The following is a 15,626-nucleotide window of genomic DNA, read 5'->3' as shown; positions in this document are numbered from 1 at the left end:
GTGATCACGGCGGCAACGTCAGACGCTTCGGCAAAGGCGACATCGCCGACCAGACGGGTCCGGCCCTCGCCGCGCTCAGGGGCGGCAATCCGGTTGATGCCGACATCGATCACCGTCGCGCCCGGCTTGATCCAGTCCGCCTTGACCATCTCAGGACGGCCGACCGCCGCCACCAGAATATCGGCGGTGCGAGCGACCATGGCCAAGTCCTTGGTGCGGGAGTGTGCCGTCGTCACCGTCGCATTGGCGTTGAGCAGCAATTGCGCCATCGGCTTGCCGAACAGATTGGAGCGGCCGATGACGACGGCATTCAGTCCCGACAGGTCCTCGCCATGGACGCGGCGCACCAGAAGCATCGCACCAGCCGGCGTGCAGGAAATCAGGCCGGTTGCCAGATCGCCAGTGGCAAGCTTGCCGGCATTGACCACATGCAGTCCATCGACATCCTTCTCCGGCCGGATCGACTGGATGATCGGCTCCGAGTTCAAATGCTGCGGCAGCGGCAGCTGCACCAGGATGCCGTGGATGGAGGCGTCGTCGTTCAGCGACTGGACGAGACTTGCCAATGCTTCCTGCGTCGTCTCGGCCGGCAGTGTGTGCTGGATGGAGTTGAAGCCGCATTCCTTGGCCATCCTGCTCTTCGAGCTCACATAGCTGTGGCTGGCCGGATCGTCACCGACAATCACCACCGCAAGACCGGCCTTCGTTCCGGTCTCACTCTCCAGCGCGGACGTCGCCGTCTTCACCGCCTCGATCACCGAAGCCGCCACCTGCTTGCCGTCGATCACAGTCGTCACGCGTCTCTCCCGATATAGTTCGGCGGCAATCTACAAGCCGTCGGCCCGGCAGATTTGCCTACGAACGCCCTATGATATCTGAAAGCGGTAATTGCAAGGAGAAATCAGCTGCGCCCGGTCCGCCGGTGTGCGGCATAAGTTTCCACCTTCGCACGCAGCAGCGCCAATTCCCGCTGGATCTGCGAGAGTTCGTCCGCGACGATGGGCTGATCAACGGCAACGGGAATGGCCTCGTCGAAACGCGGTTGCGGGAGGCCTGAGATCGGTTCGGCGCTGTAATCCAAAAGCGGCTCCGGCGTAGCGATCGATCCGGCCGTGTGATCTTGCGAAAGCGGCTCCCCGCCAACCCATTTTCTGAGGAACACCAGGCAAAATGCTGCGACGAGGCCGATCAGGAAACCTGCGATTTGGTTGCCGGCGAGATCGTCGTCGAGCGGCGCCTTTGCGGCCGTGGCCGGGGCAAGGACGGTGATTGGCGGCGCGACCTCGGGTGGAGCGGTATCGACGTTTTGCAGGTCGGCGTCATAACGGCCTTGTGCTACCGCCACATCATCCTGCAGCCGGGTAAGGCGCGCCATGTCGACATCGACGGTCCTCTGGCCAAGAGCCTTCATTCGCGCGGAAAGTGCCGCCTGATCCTCAAGCGCCGCCTTCAAGGCAGCATCGCTGCTGGCGATCAGGCGCTGCAATTGATTGCGAATATCGACGGCAAGACTATCGACCGTCGCCTGCTGCGCCAGCAAACGAGGATGGCGCGGGCCGAGTTGCGTGGAAAGCTGGGACAGGACGATTTTGGCGGCGCTGTAGCGGCTACGCAGATCATCGAGACCGGCGGATGACAGATCGCCCGGCAGCGCGCCGCTCATGACTGTGGCCGGGGTTGCGGATCTGGCGGCCGACGCACGGGCTTTCGCGCTCAACACCGCCGCCTCGGAAGCCTTGATCTCGCCATCCAGCCGCTGCCGCTGCGCTTGCAGATCCCAAGCCGCCACGATCTTGTCATCGCCGTACTGCGCCTTGAAATTGGCGAGCGCGGTCTTTGCCTGATCGAGGTTTTTGAGGCTCCGGTCGGCGGCTGCACTGCTTTTGCCGGTGAGACCCGCACCTTGCGCAACCATGGCATCATAGATCGTCACATCGGCCAGGCGGTTGGCGATCTCGGCCGATCTCAGTGGATCGCCCGTGGTTACCGTGAGATGCAAAGTGCCGTCCCGCGCATCGGCGGTGACGGCAATGTCCTTGCGAAGAGCGGCCTGCGCGCGCGATGGCGCGTCGGATGCGTTGCCATTGCCGGACAGCAAGTCCATGGCAACGCCGAAGGCGCCGGCCCGGCCGCCGGTAAATTCCGGATCGCGGTCCAGCTTCAATCTGGCGACCAGATCGGAGAGCAGGGACGGAGCGACGATGCGTTTGGCCGCAACGTCCAGAAGCCCCTGCCCCTCTACCCGCAGGACAGTCTGCGACATATAGCGTGGCGGCGAGGCAAGCATCGTCGGAACGAAGGCGCCCGCCAAAGAAGCAACGACAACGAAGACGATGGAGCCGAGCCCGAATGCCCAGCGACGATGCGGCATAGGCGTGATGGTTGAAACGACCGGTGGATCGACGGGAGGCGGCGGAACGACCTCGGTCCCTTCGGAGCGGCGGACCGCAGGAGGTTCATGGGTGGTCGACGCCTGCTCCCTGTCCGCGATAGCTTCATCGACGGCGCCGCGGTTTCGCAGGATATCGCGAATGCGGTCGGGCAGTGGCTGCGGCTCTTCGGCTTCCACCGCCTCGGATTTGGCCTGCCTCGAGACCGGATAAGGATCGCCATCCAGCATCTTCTGGATGATCGCCAGCAATTGCGCGTCGCTCATGGCATGGCGATCGACCGGATGGAGATTTGCTGCGATCAGATAGCCATCCTCGCCACGGTCGAGATAGGCATGACGGGCCGCTCTGCCGGAAGCCTCCAGGGCTTCCGTCTCGACAGGATGAGGTCTGGTTCTGGCCTTGTTGTCGAACATGGCGGGTTATCTCTCACGCATGGTCAGCGACCGATGCAGATGGTTAACCCATTCTAAATTTTCATAGCAAAGAAAAGGTTAACGACTACCCGAGAGGTAGATCAACCGGCGAGCCTGTCTCGCGCAGGAAGCTGCGACGGGGATTCGGGCTGTTGCTCGCCGGCACGCAAGATGCGCTGCTTGCGGCCGAACTGGTGTCGGACGACCTGGTAGAGGAAGAGCGGTACGCCGAGCATATAGCGCCGCCACAGCCGGCCCGGCTCCTGTGCCAGGCGATAGGCCCATTCAAAGCGCGTGGCCCGCACCAGGGCCGGCGCGCGCGGCACGGTGCCGGAAATGAAATCGAACAGGGCGCCGACAGTCATCACCAGCCGGGCATGCTGCGGCCTGATATGGTCGGCAACCCATTTTTCCTGCAGCGGGGTTCCCATGCCGACGATCAGCACGTCGATATCTAGACTGCTGATCTCCGCCGTCACCAGATCATTCCCCGCTTCACCGAAAAAACCGTCGGCAATGACGATGAATTCATGCCAGGGCGCATGCTTGCGGAAATTTTCCGCGGCCTTCTCGATGACATGGCGGCGGCCACCGACGAGGCCGATACGCTTCGGTCGATCCATGAAGGTCAACAGCGCCGGCACGAAATCCGTGCCGTTCAGATTGGCGGGAAAGGGATCGCCATGGGCAATCCGCGAGGCGATATCCAGGCCGACGCCATCGGGCAGAACGAGATTTTGCGCCAGGACATCACGATAGTCGTCGTCGCGCAGCATCATCAGCATGTTGTGGGCATTGACGAAGGAAATCACGGTCTGGCCGGTGGGATGGGAGGCCAGTTCGTTGATGAAGGCGAGCGTATCTTCCCAACCGAGATCGCAGACCGGCAGGTCGAAAATCATTCGACGCGATGCGTGCACGGCAAAATTTGCGACCAGATTCACGAACGACCTCCTGCCTCGGACGCTTGATACGCCCAGCGCCGGCAAATTTGCGACGCGGATCTCAACCACCTGTCCGTCGAGGACATGGGAAACGTCGCTGGGAGAGCTTATAACAAGGCCGCCCCAAGCTTCCGTTAGAAAAATCGATTGCAATTGCGAAGGAAAAGTAAGGGGGCGTTAATGCTGTTTCAGCCCATCGTCGAACCCGGCCGCCCCTTGATCGGAACAACCGGATCAATCGGCTCGAACAAAGCCTAATGCGCCGGCTTCGGCGGTGCGTCCGATGGCGAATCGCCCTGGACGATCTTCACGGGCTTGGCGGTTCTCTTGCCGGAACCCTCGCCATTGCCGATTTCGTTCTTCGAGAGATAATCAAGCTGTTCGACCAGCACGTCGCCGACATAATCGCCGCCGAGCCGCTCATTCATGTTCTTTTTGATCTCGTCGCGAAAGGCGGCGACATTGAAGGTCTCGACATGGGCGATGTCGATCGCCTTGTTGCCCACCAGCAGCGAATAGAGCTCGTCGGTCGTCAGGGCCGACAAAGGCGTCTGCAACGCAGCCGCCTTGCCTTTGTCCATCATGAAGGAGATGCGGGTGAGAAAATAGCCGATCACCTGGCCACCGGCGATGACGGGCACATTGATCGTTTCACCCTTGACGAACTCCTGCTGCGCCTTCTTGGCGTCGTCAGGACTGATCGCGGGCGCCGTCGCCGTCTGTACCGAGACATAGACCGAAGCCAATGTCACGACGCAGACCCACAGACCGGTGAGGACGAGCTTGATCATCCGGCCTCGCGGACACGAAATTGTTCCTGCGAATAGGTGCCGTCCGCATCGGCGTTCTGCACCGCATTCTTCAGGATATCGGCGACCGCGCGCACGGCCTCGAGATGGGCCTCAACACGTCGCGCGTTCAAGGTCAGCTTCTTCTTCAACCCATGCAGCTGCTCGATATGGGTGACGGCCAATTCGGCCGGATTGGTATCGCGAAACAGCATCGACAGCTCGTAAAGGCAGCGGCTCTTATGTGCGTTCGAGACCTTGAGATCGAATTCAGGATCGCTGCCGATCCGGTTGTTCTCATTGTCGATGATCAGTTCCAGGCGGCCGAGGACCGACTTGATCCGGTAGTCGTTCGAAATTACTTCCATGTCTTCCCCCAACTCATGCTTTCTTGGATGTCAACGCGTCTTGATTGGTGACCGTGGTATCGCAGTCGCCGTTGGTTTCGGAGGCGGCGAGCGTCTTGCGCTGAAAATCGGCAACGGCGCTCAGCGCCATCTTCTTGTCGTTCTCATTGGTCGCCGAGTTGATGGCGCCGGTATTGCGCATCTTGGAGACCTGATCCTGATACATCTTCTCGGCGATGCCGACGCCGCCGTTCTTGGCGAGCGTATTGCCCATCTGCTCGGCCATCATGCCCTTCCAGATTTCGCCGGTGGAGCCCTTGCCGTACAGCGTCTCGCTGTTGGGCAGCATGTTCTTCACGAAGTTCTGCAGCACCATGGCCTCGAACTTGCGATAGACCTGCGGCACTTTCGTCACCCCGCCATGGGTATTGGCGTTGCTGAGGCCCGCCTGCGTCGCGGCGCTGTTGAGCGCGTCCACGGTCGAGCCGAAGCCATTGCCGTTTTCTGCCAGGCTGGTGGCGGCGAAGGCGGCCCTGTTGGCAGCGAGTTTCTCCTGAGCCGCCTGAACATCGGCCGGACTGGCGGCCTGGACGACATCCAGCACCAAATCACTCGGAGGCGAAATAGCCACGTCACGTTTCCTTTCACTGTCGCATGATCCATGGATGCGTAAAGCAGCCACCGAATGGGTCATGCCGAATCGAACGGTTGGAGCCAGGGTCGAGCCAACGAACCGCCATCCTGTTCCAAGATGGAAATGATTATGGTTTTTGAACCTTGCTGGAGGCTGGCGTGGTATCGGCAAAGCGCTGATCGATGATATCGTAGACGGCATTGTCGTCCGCTTCGCGCGTTTCGAGCTCGCGTGCATCCTTCATATGCTCTTCCAGCCGCTCCGCCTTGGTGCGCTCCTGCAGGACCTTCATTTCGATCAGCGACTGGATGCCCTCAAGCTGCTGGTCCCTGAGCGTCAGGCGGCCGTAACGCTGGGCATACTGCATCGAAAATATCGCATGCACCGGATCGGCCGAGCTGATCGCGTCAATCACCTTCTCCATCGAATCGCTGACCTCAGCGCGCTGCCGGGTGGTATCGGCAAGCTCGTTTTCCGCGATCCGCTCGAGGTGACGCTGCACGGCGACGAGGCGCTTCAGTTTTTCGGACCGGCTCTTCTCCGCCATGGCCGCTAATGCCCGTTGAAGACGCTAAGGAAGGCGCCGGAAAACTGGCTGATCATCGTCGCGATGCTGAGATAGAGCATGAACAGCCCGCCCATCAGCAGATAGGGCGTGGAAATGAAGTAGATCGGGATCTGCGGCGCCAGCTTGTTGATGAAGCCGATCGAGATCTGAAACATCAATCCATAGAGCAGGAAGGGGCTCGCCAGCCGCAGCATGATGAAAAAGGTGGTCGCCAGCGTGTCCGTCACCGACACCAGCGAGGCGCGCACATCGATATGGCCTCCGAAGGGAATGACGGAATATGACTCGACCAGCGCCTGCAGGACGTAATGATGGAAATCCAGGACGAACAATATCATCAGCCCGCAGAAGCTGATCATGCTGGTGAGCGACGTCTCGTTGGAGTCCTCGATGATATCCATGCCCCCCGGCGCGTTGAAGCCGATCAGCATCGAAATAACAGTGCCGGCGAATTGCAGCCCGAGCGTATAGAGCCGCGCCATCATGCCGTACATCAGGCCGATCACCGCCTCGGTGAAAATCAGGCTGATATAGGTAGCGCTGCTCTTGGACACCTGCGGATAGATCGTATTCCAGAGCAGCGGCAGGATCGCCATCGACAGGGCCGCCGAAAGCAGCAACCGGATCTGCGGCGGCACGCGGCCAGACGAGAACCCCGGAAGCACCATTACACAACCGCCAATGCGGCAGAAGGCGAGAAACAACGCCAGAATGGTGCCCTGGGGGTCGGATATCATGAAATGGAACCTAGAATCTTGATCTCGATCCCCTTGGCCAATTCCACATGCGACAAGACCGGAAGGGTCGCGAACAGGCGTTCGATGATCATGCGCACATAGGAGCGCGTTTCCGGCGACGTGACAAGGACGAAGGGCATGCCGCGGTCCATGTATTCACGGATAACTTTGCCCGCCTGCTCGCTGAACTCCTCCAGGCTGCGTGGATCGATGTCGAACTCGACGATCTCGCCCTTCTGGTCGCGCTTCAGCGCCTGATGGAAGATCAGGTCCCATTTGCTGCCAAGGCGCAGTACCCGCAACACGCCATTGTCCGCCAGGTCACCGCAGAGCTGCTGCGACATGCGTATGCGTACATGCTCGACAATCTGCTCCGTCTTGCGCACATGCGGCGCGAGTTCGGCCACGGCTTCGAGAATGAGATGCAGGTTGCGGATCGAGACGCGCTCAGCGAGCAGAAGCTTGAGCACCGCCTGCAGGCCGGAATAGGACATGTGCGACGAGCAGATTTCGTCGGCGAGCTTCTTGTATTCCGGGTCGAGGCGATCGATCAGGATCTTCACGTCCTTATAGGAGAGAAGCGCCGGCAGGTTGTTGCGGATGACCTCGCTCATATGGGTCAGCACAACGGAGACATTGTCGATCGGCTGGAAGCCCTCGCGCTTCAGATCCTCGGTGAAGGCTTCGAGGACGGAGACGGCGGGCATGCCGAAGGCGGGCTCGCGGATCTCGTCGCCGGGAACGGTCGGCTTGCGGCCCGAGCCGGTGACCACGAGCACCTCGCCGACGCGCAGGGTGTTGGAGGCGATCGTCGTGCCGTGGATGCGGATCTGATAGGATTTGTCGGCAATGGCGATGTCGTCGGTCACCTTGATTTCCGGCACGACAAAGCCGTATTGCGTCGCAAATTTCTTGCGCATCTTGCCGACACGGAAGGCCAGCTCCTGATGGGCGCCGAGCAGGCGGGTCGAGACGATCTTACCGAGCGCCAGTTCTATTTCCGAGGTCTTCAGGACCGACTTGACCGAGTCCTTTTCCATTTCCTTCGTCTGCATCACCTTCTTTTCTTCCGCGTCACGGAGCAGCTTGTTTTCAGCCGCGACCTGACGCGGAATGAACCACGCACCGGACGCCAGCAGGCCGCAGAGAGCGATGAAGGGGAAGAACGGCATGCCCGGCATGACGGCCAGGATGCCCATGAGGACCGCCGACACGGCAAGAGCGCGCGGATAGCCGCTCAGCTGATCCATGACAGCCTGATCGGTGGAGCCGGCGGTGCCGCCGCGCGAGACGAGGAGACCGGCGGCGAGCGAGACGATGAGCGCCGGCATCTGCGACACCAGACCGTCACCGACGGAAAGCTTGACGAAGACATCCGCCGCCTGGCCGATCTCCATGCCGTGGCGGAAATAGCCGATGATGATGCCGCCGAAAATGTTGATGCAGGTGATGAGCAGGCCGGCGACGGCATCGCCGCGCACGAATTTCGAGGCACCGTCCATCGCGCCGAAGAAGGAGCTTTCCTCCTCCAGTTCCTTGCGTCGCCGCTGCGCTTCCTTCTCGTCGATCAGGCCGGCCGAGAGATCGGCGTCGATCGCCATCTGCTTGCCGGGGATGGCATCCAGGGTGAAACGCGCGCCGACTTCGGCGATACGCGTCGCGCCCTTGGTGATGACGATGAAATTGATGGTGATCAGGATCAGGAAGACGATCAGACCGATGACGAAATCGCCGGACATGACCAGGCTGGCGAAGCCCGCGATGACCCCGCCCGCCGCGTCGTGACCCTCATAGCCGTGCGAAAGGATGACGCGCGTCGTCGCAATGTTCAGCGATAGACGGATCATGGTGGCGATCAAAAGGATGGTCGGGAAGGACGAGAATTCCAGCGGCTTCTTGATCCAAAGCGCCACCATCAGGATCAGCACAGAGAGCGCGATTGAAAAAGCCAGGCCCATATCGATGAGGAACGGCGGGATCGGCAGGAACAGCACGCAGAGGATGCCCATGATACCGAGGGCAAACCCGATATCGCGGACGCTGGGATTCACTTTGGGAAGTGCTAGTGCGGGTGGTTGCGCCATCGACCGATTCCGTCTCTTCATGAGAGGAGGCAAACGGCTGAACCGCCTGCCCTATTCGAACCGATCAGTAGAAGGCGAAGCTTGCGCGAGAATGGCTCCGCGCAAGTCGCTTGGCGTGATCTTTTCCCAAAGGTCGCTCTGGAATCAGAATCCCGACTGGATACGGGAGAAGACCAGATTGGTGAAGATCGAGATCTGCGAGCCGACGAAGGGCGCGCTGATCCCGACCGTTACCATGACGGCGACGATCTTCGGCACGAAGGTCAACGTGGCCTCCTGCACCTGGGTCAGCGCCTGGATCAGGGCGATGACTAGACCGACGACCATCGCGGCGAGAACGGCCGGGCCGGAGGCGACAAGCACCGTCCAGATGGCTGCCTGGAAGATATCCAATGCATCGGCTTCGTTCATGGCCTCTTTGTCCCCTAGTTCAGTCAGCTCATCATGAGCTGGTGTCCGACGAATCAGTGGTGGTAGTATCGCTCGTCGTCGTCGGCGCGACAATCGTGGTACCCGCCGGCGCTACGGTGACGCCGGACTGCAACAGGACCTTGTCGCCCGCTTCGGTTTGCGCGATGATACCGTCCGAGTAGACGGTTACCTCCTTGATGGTGCCGGTGACGGTGCCGTCGGCACTCATGATCTCCTTGCCGATGTAATCCGACGCCTGCGAAATCCATTGGTTCTGCAACACCGTTTCCAGGTGCGAGTTCGTCTGAATCTGCTGCTCGACCTGAGAGAAGCTGGCGAGCTGCGAAATCTGCTGGGTGGCATCCATCGGATCGGTCGGATCCTGCGTCTTCATCTGTGCGATGAGAAGCTTGAGAAAGTCGTTGTAGTTCAGGCTGGCGCTCGCCGATGCCGCTGCCGCGGTGCTCGAAGCGGTGCTGGCACTGGTGGTGCTGGTAATTGCATCTACCGCCACGGTGCGATCTCCCGACGAATATGCTCGATGGTTGCTGCCGGCATTTCCTGATTGTTCAGGATCGTGTCCTCAATTGCGTAGAGGCCACGGATCGCCTTCAGCGCGTCGAAAGCACGGCCAGTGGCGACGAGGCCGTCGATGCGCTTCAGCTCGGCGAGCACTTCCTCGTGACGGAAGCACGAGACCAACATGACGATCGACTTGCGAAACATCGCCGTCGATTGCTCCTTGCCTTCCGGATTGATGAGGATCATCTGCGCGATGAAATAGAGCTGGCGCAGCGGCGTTGTCGCCTCCTCCGGCTGGAGAACATGGTTCTCGAGCAGGAAGGTCACATCATTCAGGAATTCCAGGGCAACCTTGCGGTCAACGCGCAGCACGGCCCCGTTGATGAAGATTTTTTCCCCGGCTTTAAGCGATATGCGAAGCGTACTTTTCATTTAAGTCCATCCCTGATGATGGTGGTGACATCGATGATGCCTTGATAATTCTCCGACTGGCGCCTCCGGATCCTGTCGCATTCCTTCAGGATCCAAAGTGCGATGGAGATGAGATTGGCGCGCAGTTCGACGTTAAGCTGGTTGTCCGGACTTTTCAGATCCTCGATGAAGCTAACCCAGACGCGTCTTGTGTAGAACAGCGCCTCGATCGCCTCGCGGCCGTATTTCTCCTTGTCACGGGCTGCGGCGAGAAGAGTAATCGACCGGTCCAGAACCTGACGTTCTCGCTCCTTGGCGTCGGCCACTGCATCCTGCATGACTTCCGCATATGAGAACTGATACATTCATGCATCCTTCTTGGTCATTCCATCCCTTTGATCATCAAAGGTAATTTACAAGGCTTAGCTGCTGGATCTTGGAGACGATGGTGTAAGCGGTCTCGAGCTGAGTCTCGAGACTGTTGACCTTGGTCGACGCCTCGTAAGGATCGACCCCTGTCAGATCGCCGATATTGGTATTGATGATGGTTTTCTGGGCGTTCAGCGACGTGTTGGCATCCGTCAGGCGCGATTGCGACAGGCCGAGCTTGCTCGCCTGATCGTTGAGCCCGTCGATCGCCTGGCGCGCATAGCTGGTCGCCTGGTCCGTGACCGCGTTCAGCGCGCCCTGGCTCAAACCCTGTCCCATCAATGCATTGGCGATGGTGGTGGAAAGCGCCAGGTAGCGCATGCCGGTGGCGTTGGCATTGGTCGAGGATTCGATGACCTCGGAATTGCTGATGCGGCTCGACATGTTCTGATCCGACGCGCTCGACCAGTCCGACCAGCTGCTGTCCGATGTGACCATCGGCTCGGCAACGGTCGTGATGAAATCCTTCATCTGATCGCCCGTCAGATCGCTGATTGCGACGCCCTGAGCACTTGCATAATCGCTCAAGGCTTGCTGGACCGCAGCATTCGCTGTCGAAGAATTGTCGGTCATCGGCTGAACGTCGGTATTGGTGCCGGCGAAGAGATATTCACCGTTGACCATGGTGTTGGCATCGGCAACGAAGCTCGAAAGCGTCGCGGTCGCCGTCTGCTGCGTCAATTGCACGCTGCTGCCGTCATTGTTGCCGCGCAGCGCCACGAGCTGGTCCATGAATTTCTGGGCCTGGGAGGACATGTCGCTGAGCGCCGTCTGCGAGGAAGTCATCCGCTGGTTGACGACCGAATTGCTGCTGAGAATGGAATCGATGCGCGTCACATCCCGCGTGAGATTGACGCTGCTCGCGGTACCACTGCCGAGCGAGACGCCGATGTCGGCATAGACGCCGGTCGTCGCCTCGGTCGAGGCATCCGTCATCTCATTCTGCGCCTGACGGATCGTCTGGCGCATCGAATTCTGAATGGCTGTGCTCGAAATGAAAGAAAGTTTCATGGCTTAGCTCGCAATATCCAGTACCGATTGAAGCATCTCGTTGACGGCGTTCAATATCTTCGTTCCCGCCTTGTAGGACTGCTCGATATCCATCATCAGGGTCAGCTCCTCATCGAGGTTGACGCCAGTCTCGTTCGAGTAAGCGGTCGACGAACGCGACAGCGCCGCCGAGGTGTTTTCCGCCGCTGTGGTTGCAGTACTACGTTGGCCTTCAAGCCAGCCGATGGAAGAAGACGCATAATCCATGATGCTGGAGCTGGTATCGGAACCGGCGGTCGCATCGAAGTCCATCTTCGTGTTCATGCCGGTGATATACGCGTCGAGCAGATCGGAATAACCGCTGCCCCCCGTGGCATTGACCACATAGTCCGCACCGTTGATGCCGCCATCGCGCAGGAGTGTCGGATCGCCGGTCTGGGTAGAGGTGGTCAGTAGCGCCGGATTGACCGCGATCGAACCAGCCATGCCGGTGACGACGGTGCCGCTCGCCGGAACGGTGCCGTCGCTCCAGGTGAACAGGCCGGGCGCCTTGGTAGCGTCGGTCTGGTTCGTCTCCGCAAATGTTGTCACCAGGCCGCGCGCGATTTCATCAAGCTGCATCTGGTAAGTCGGAGCGACCTCGTCGCGAACCTGGAGCGCCGCCTGAAGGCTGCCCTGCGCCGTCGTGCTCGCCCCATCGCCCGCTGCCACCGCGACCCCGTCTATATAGACGTTGTTGCCGGCGGTGCCCGCCACGTAGGACATGGTCGGGGTGAAGGTCACCGCACGCGGCACCGTCTCGAACAGCGTTGCGCCACCGGTGGTGTAAAGCGCCACATCGTTGTTGTCGCGCGTCACGGTCGTGACCCCGACGATCTGCGAAATCTGCTTCAGTACCGAATCGCGCTGGTCGAGCGCATCGGACAGCGCCGTTGAGGTGGAGCCCGCCGTCGCGGTCGCGCTGGTGACCGCATCATTCGCCGTCTGGAACTGTTTCAGCAGGCCGTTCAGCGTGTCGACATCCGACGCAATCTGCTTGTCGGCGTCGGCGCGAACGCTCTGAACGGCCGTGGTGGCGTTGTTCAGGGACGTTGCGAGGCTCTGGGCGGCATTGATCGCCGATTGCGCCGCCGTCGTGCTGGACGGCGAACTGGCATAGGTCTGCATCGCCGTCTGGAATGTAGACAGATAGGTCGCGGCCGAAATCTCGTTGTCATTGCCGCCGAGCGTTCCGGATTTTAGGCTTTCGTAAGCTTTCAACAGAGCCTGCTGCGCGGCATCCGACGACGTGCTGGAGAGGAACGCTTTCTGCAGGGCCGGCTCGTTGGCGCGGGCGATCGTCACGACCTGTGCGCCGGACATGTCGGTCGTCAGCATCGCCTGGCGACGGGAATAATCCGTATTGCCGGCATTGGCGATATTGTTCGACACGACACTGCTTTGCGTGCCGCTGTTGTTGAATATCGCTTGCGCGTTGTTGAGAGCTGTAGTGAGCGACATGACTGACCCGGTACCCTATCGTGTTTAACGCTGCAGGTTGACGAGAACGTCCAGAAGGTCGGAACCGGCCTGGAACACCTTGGAATTTGCGGTGTAGCTCTTCTGCGCAGTGATCATGTTCGTCAGCTCGGTGGCGAGGTCGACGTTGGATTCTTCCAGCGCGCCGGACTGAATGTAGCCCAGGCCTCCGCTCTGCGGCCAACCAGTGACCGTCACACCGGACTCGCCGTTGGCCGAGTAGACGTTGCCGCTTTCCAGCGTCAGACTGTCGGGGCTTGCCACCGTGGCCAGCGGAACGCGGTAGAGTTCCTTGTTGGAGCCGTCCTTATAGACCGCGCTGACCGTACCATCCTTGGCGATCGTCACGCTCGTCACCGGGTTGGGTGCCTGGCCATTCATCTTGCCCGTGGCGGTAAAGTCGGTGGCGACCTGGGTAAAGCCCGAGAAATCCATCGCGATACTCTGTTGCGGCGTATCATCTCCGAACGCGACATCGAGCGCTCCGTCAGACGTCATGGCGCCGTTCTGATCGAAGGTCAGGGCCGTGCTGCCGAGCAGACCATCGCCGCCGTAGGGGAAAGGGGTATCGCCCGATGCAGCGTCCGCATGATTGTAGACCGCAACTTCCCAGTTATCGTCCGACGTCTTGGTGTAATAGACGTCGAAGACCACCTTGTTGCCCTGGTTGTCGTAGCCGGTGATCGAACTCTTGCTGGTGTCAGTGGTCACCGGAGATGTATTCGCCGAGGGCAGAGAGCCACTGGTCCCGTCGACGGCAGTGGCATTGGAGTTGAGGTTGCCAGACATGCTGCCGCTCGAGGTCGCGACAGTGTTCGTGCCGCTCGGCGTGACATTGACCGGCACCATGCCCTCAAAGCCATTGACGACCACCGACGGCGCGCCGGAGGCGCTGGAATAGCCCATTAGGGTGAAGCCGGCGGCGTTGACGAGATTACCCGAAGCGTCGGCCGAGAAATCGCCGGCGCGGGTCAGAAACGTTTGTCCTGACGAGCTCTGAACGACGAAGAAGCCGTTGCCCTGAATTGCGAGGTCGGTGCTCGACGTGGTGGCGGTGACATTGCCCTGCTGCGAGATCGCATAGCGAACCGTCGTCTCGACGCCACCGGAATTGTAGTTGCCGCTGGAAGACGGCAGCACGAGGGACGAGAAGCTCGTCGACGCTTGCTTGTAGCCAGTCGTACTGGAGTTGGCGATATTGTCAGAAACAGTCCCCAGACGGTTCGCCTGGGCATTCATCCCTGAGATCGCGGTTTTCATGCTGCCGAAAATGCTCATCTGGAATCCTCGTTATTCCTCATAGGCTGAGAGTAGGGACCGGGCCTTGCGTGAAGCTGTCTGAAAAGAGGAAAAGCCGATCGTCATGAAACAGCTTTCCGGATTTTTCCATGCACACGCCGGAACGCGTGAAGCGCGCGGCAATGGTAAGAATTAACTTACATTTTGAGCCGGACGCCGCGCCCGGAGTTCGCGGTCGTGAAAAAGCCCGAGAATCGGGAGATTTCTCGAGCTCTTTGCTAGGTCCAGGGCGCTATCGCGCCAGGTCTCGGTAGAAGCATCAACTCCAATCGATGCAGTAGCCGAGGAAGCGCTTGGAATCGACCGGATCGAAACCGAGCCTCTTGCGCAACTTCTTGCGCAGCTTGGAGATGTGGCTTTCGACGACATTCTCTTCGACCTCTTCGTCGAAGATGCCGTAGATCGCATTGAAGATCTGCGTCTTGGTCACACGGCGACCACGATTGGAAATCAGATATTCCAGGATGCGCCGCTCGCGCCGTGGCAATGCGAAGACCTCGCCGTTGACCTCCGGGTCACGGCCATCCGAGAAGACCCTGATAGGACCAATGTCGGTGAAGTTGGAGATCGCCTTCAGCCTGCGACGGATCGCAGCCGCACGGGCCAGGATTTCTCGAGGATGCACCGGCTTACGCACGACATCGTCGACGCCGCAGTCAAAGAGCGCAAGCGTCGATTCCAGCGAGGGTTGATCACTGACGGCGATGACCGGCGCAGCCGAGCGGTCACGAATTGCTCGAGGCAGTTCGTGCACGTGCTGACCTTGTCCGATCAGGAATGCCTCGACCGCGGCAATATCGCCATCCGCGGCCGTCACAACCCATTCGCCGAATTCCCGGGGATCAAACCCCGTCGACGGGATACCTTCCCGCCCAAAAAGAGAAGTATAGCCGTCCTTAACGAGCTCGCGCTCATCAACCACTACGATCATTCGTCCGCCTCCGAATCAGTGTGGTGTTTCGATCACCTATGGGTACGAATCGGGCGAATCACGAACAACTGTCGGAAATGAGTGACGGGAATTAATAATTGATTAAGATTTAGGGGGCGATTTGCACTAGATATAGTGGGTCACCTTGGTTTTACACCAATAAAAAATTGTTAGTTAGCATATTACGAATATACGTCATTCACTTCG

17 protein-coding genes are annotated in these 15,626 nt (G+C 59.8%); all 17 read right to left on the bottom strand.

Annotated features, from left to right (window positions below; translation table 11 throughout):
* Window positions 1-797: bifunctional methylenetetrahydrofolate dehydrogenase/methenyltetrahydrofolate cyclohydrolase FolD (gene folD / locus EX00_RS20195; RefSeq protein WP_047461792.1), on the bottom strand; the 797-nt coding region annotated here is incomplete at its 3' end.
* Between the two features lie 104 nt (window positions 798-901).
* Window positions 902-2,806: a GumC domain-containing protein gene (locus tag EX00_RS20190; RefSeq protein WP_047461789.1), complete on the bottom strand. Its 1,905-nt coding sequence runs from the start codon at window positions 2,804-2,806 to the stop codon at window positions 902-904.
* 101 nt (window positions 2,807-2,907) lie between these two features.
* On the bottom strand, window positions 2,908-3,750 hold the full coding sequence (locus EX00_RS20185; RefSeq protein WP_047461788.1) for a WecB/TagA/CpsF family glycosyltransferase: 843 nt from the start codon (window positions 3,748-3,750) through the stop codon (window positions 2,908-2,910).
* A 254-nt stretch (window positions 3,751-4,004) separates the two neighbouring features.
* Window positions 4,005-4,541, bottom strand: a complete 537-nt coding sequence (locus tag EX00_RS20180; RefSeq protein WP_047461786.1) for a hypothetical protein — start codon at window positions 4,539-4,541, stop codon at window positions 4,005-4,007.
* Complete coding sequence (locus tag EX00_RS20175; RefSeq protein ID WP_047461784.1) at window positions 4,538-4,906, bottom strand: hypothetical protein; 369 nt, start codon at window positions 4,904-4,906, stop codon at window positions 4,538-4,540. The genes EX00_RS20180 and EX00_RS20175 overlap by 4 nt, the downstream gene beginning before the upstream one ends.
* A gap of 13 nt (window positions 4,907-4,919) precedes the next feature.
* Window positions 4,920-5,516 (bottom strand): rod-binding protein, encoded by a 597-nt coding sequence (locus EX00_RS20170; RefSeq protein ID WP_047461782.1) that lies wholly within the window; start codon window positions 5,514-5,516, stop codon window positions 4,920-4,922.
* A 130-nt stretch (window positions 5,517-5,646) separates the two neighbouring features.
* Window positions 5,647-6,066, bottom strand: coding sequence for a hypothetical protein (locus EX00_RS20165; RefSeq protein WP_047461780.1), 420 nt, complete (start codon window positions 6,064-6,066; stop codon window positions 5,647-5,649).
* Window positions 6,067-6,071: 5 nt separating this feature from the next.
* On the bottom strand, window positions 6,072-6,824 hold the full coding sequence (gene fliR / locus EX00_RS20160) for a flagellar biosynthetic protein FliR (protein WP_047461778.1): 753 nt from the start codon (window positions 6,822-6,824) through the stop codon (window positions 6,072-6,074).
* Window positions 6,821-8,908 carry a flagellar biosynthesis protein FlhA gene (gene flhA, locus EX00_RS20155; RefSeq protein WP_047461776.1) on the bottom strand — a complete coding sequence of 696 codons (2,088 nt, stop codon included), beginning with the start codon at window positions 8,906-8,908 and terminating at the stop codon, window positions 6,821-6,823. Before flhA ends, fliR begins: the two co-directional genes overlap by 4 nt.
* A gap of 144 nt (window positions 8,909-9,052) precedes the next feature.
* A complete protein-coding gene (gene fliQ / locus EX00_RS20150; RefSeq protein ID WP_007700174.1) occupies window positions 9,053-9,319 on the bottom strand; it encodes a flagellar biosynthesis protein FliQ in 267 nt (88 codons plus the stop codon).
* Window positions 9,320-9,350: 31 nt separating this feature from the next.
* Window positions 9,351-9,833 (bottom strand): flagellar hook assembly protein FlgD, encoded by a 483-nt coding sequence (gene flgD, locus EX00_RS20145; RefSeq protein ID WP_047461774.1) that lies wholly within the window; start codon window positions 9,831-9,833, stop codon window positions 9,351-9,353.
* Complete coding sequence (gene flbT / locus EX00_RS20140; protein ID WP_047461773.1) at window positions 9,824-10,273, bottom strand: flagellar biosynthesis repressor FlbT; 450 nt, start codon at window positions 10,271-10,273, stop codon at window positions 9,824-9,826. The genes flgD and flbT overlap by 10 nt, the downstream gene beginning before the upstream one ends.
* Window positions 10,270-10,617, bottom strand: coding sequence for a flagellar biosynthesis regulator FlaF (flaF, locus tag EX00_RS20135; RefSeq protein ID WP_007700180.1), 348 nt, complete (start codon window positions 10,615-10,617; stop codon window positions 10,270-10,272). The genes flbT and flaF overlap by 4 nt, the downstream gene beginning before the upstream one ends.
* A 37-nt stretch (window positions 10,618-10,654) precedes the next feature.
* The gene (locus tag EX00_RS20130) at window positions 10,655-11,692 is read right to left on the bottom strand and encodes a flagellar hook-associated family protein (protein WP_047461770.1); all 1,038 of its coding nucleotides are present in this window, start codon (window positions 11,690-11,692) and stop codon (window positions 10,655-10,657) included.
* A gap of 3 nt (window positions 11,693-11,695) precedes the next feature.
* Window positions 11,696-13,171 carry a flagellar hook-associated protein FlgK gene (gene flgK / locus EX00_RS20125; RefSeq protein WP_047461768.1) on the bottom strand — a complete coding sequence of 492 codons (1,476 nt, stop codon included), beginning with the start codon at window positions 13,169-13,171 and terminating at the stop codon, window positions 11,696-11,698.
* A 24-nt stretch (window positions 13,172-13,195) separates the two neighbouring features.
* Window positions 13,196-14,467: a flagellar hook protein FlgE gene (locus tag EX00_RS20120; protein ID WP_047461767.1), complete on the bottom strand. Its 1,272-nt coding sequence runs from the start codon at window positions 14,465-14,467 to the stop codon at window positions 13,196-13,198.
* Window positions 14,468-14,747: 280 nt separating this feature from the next.
* Entirely contained in the window at window positions 14,748-15,419 is a 672-nt protein-coding gene (rem, locus tag EX00_RS20115; RefSeq protein ID WP_047461765.1) for a transcriptional activator Rem, read from the bottom strand.
* Window positions 15,420-15,626: the final 207 nt, after the last annotated feature.

Source organism: Martinezella rhizogenes (assembly GCF_000799715.1).
Classification (GTDB): Bacteria; Pseudomonadota; Alphaproteobacteria; order Rhizobiales; family Rhizobiaceae; genus Rhizobium; species Rhizobium rhizogenes_C.
Note: the sequence above shows the minus strand (reverse complement) of the source record. Positions and strands in the feature narration are given on the sequence as shown.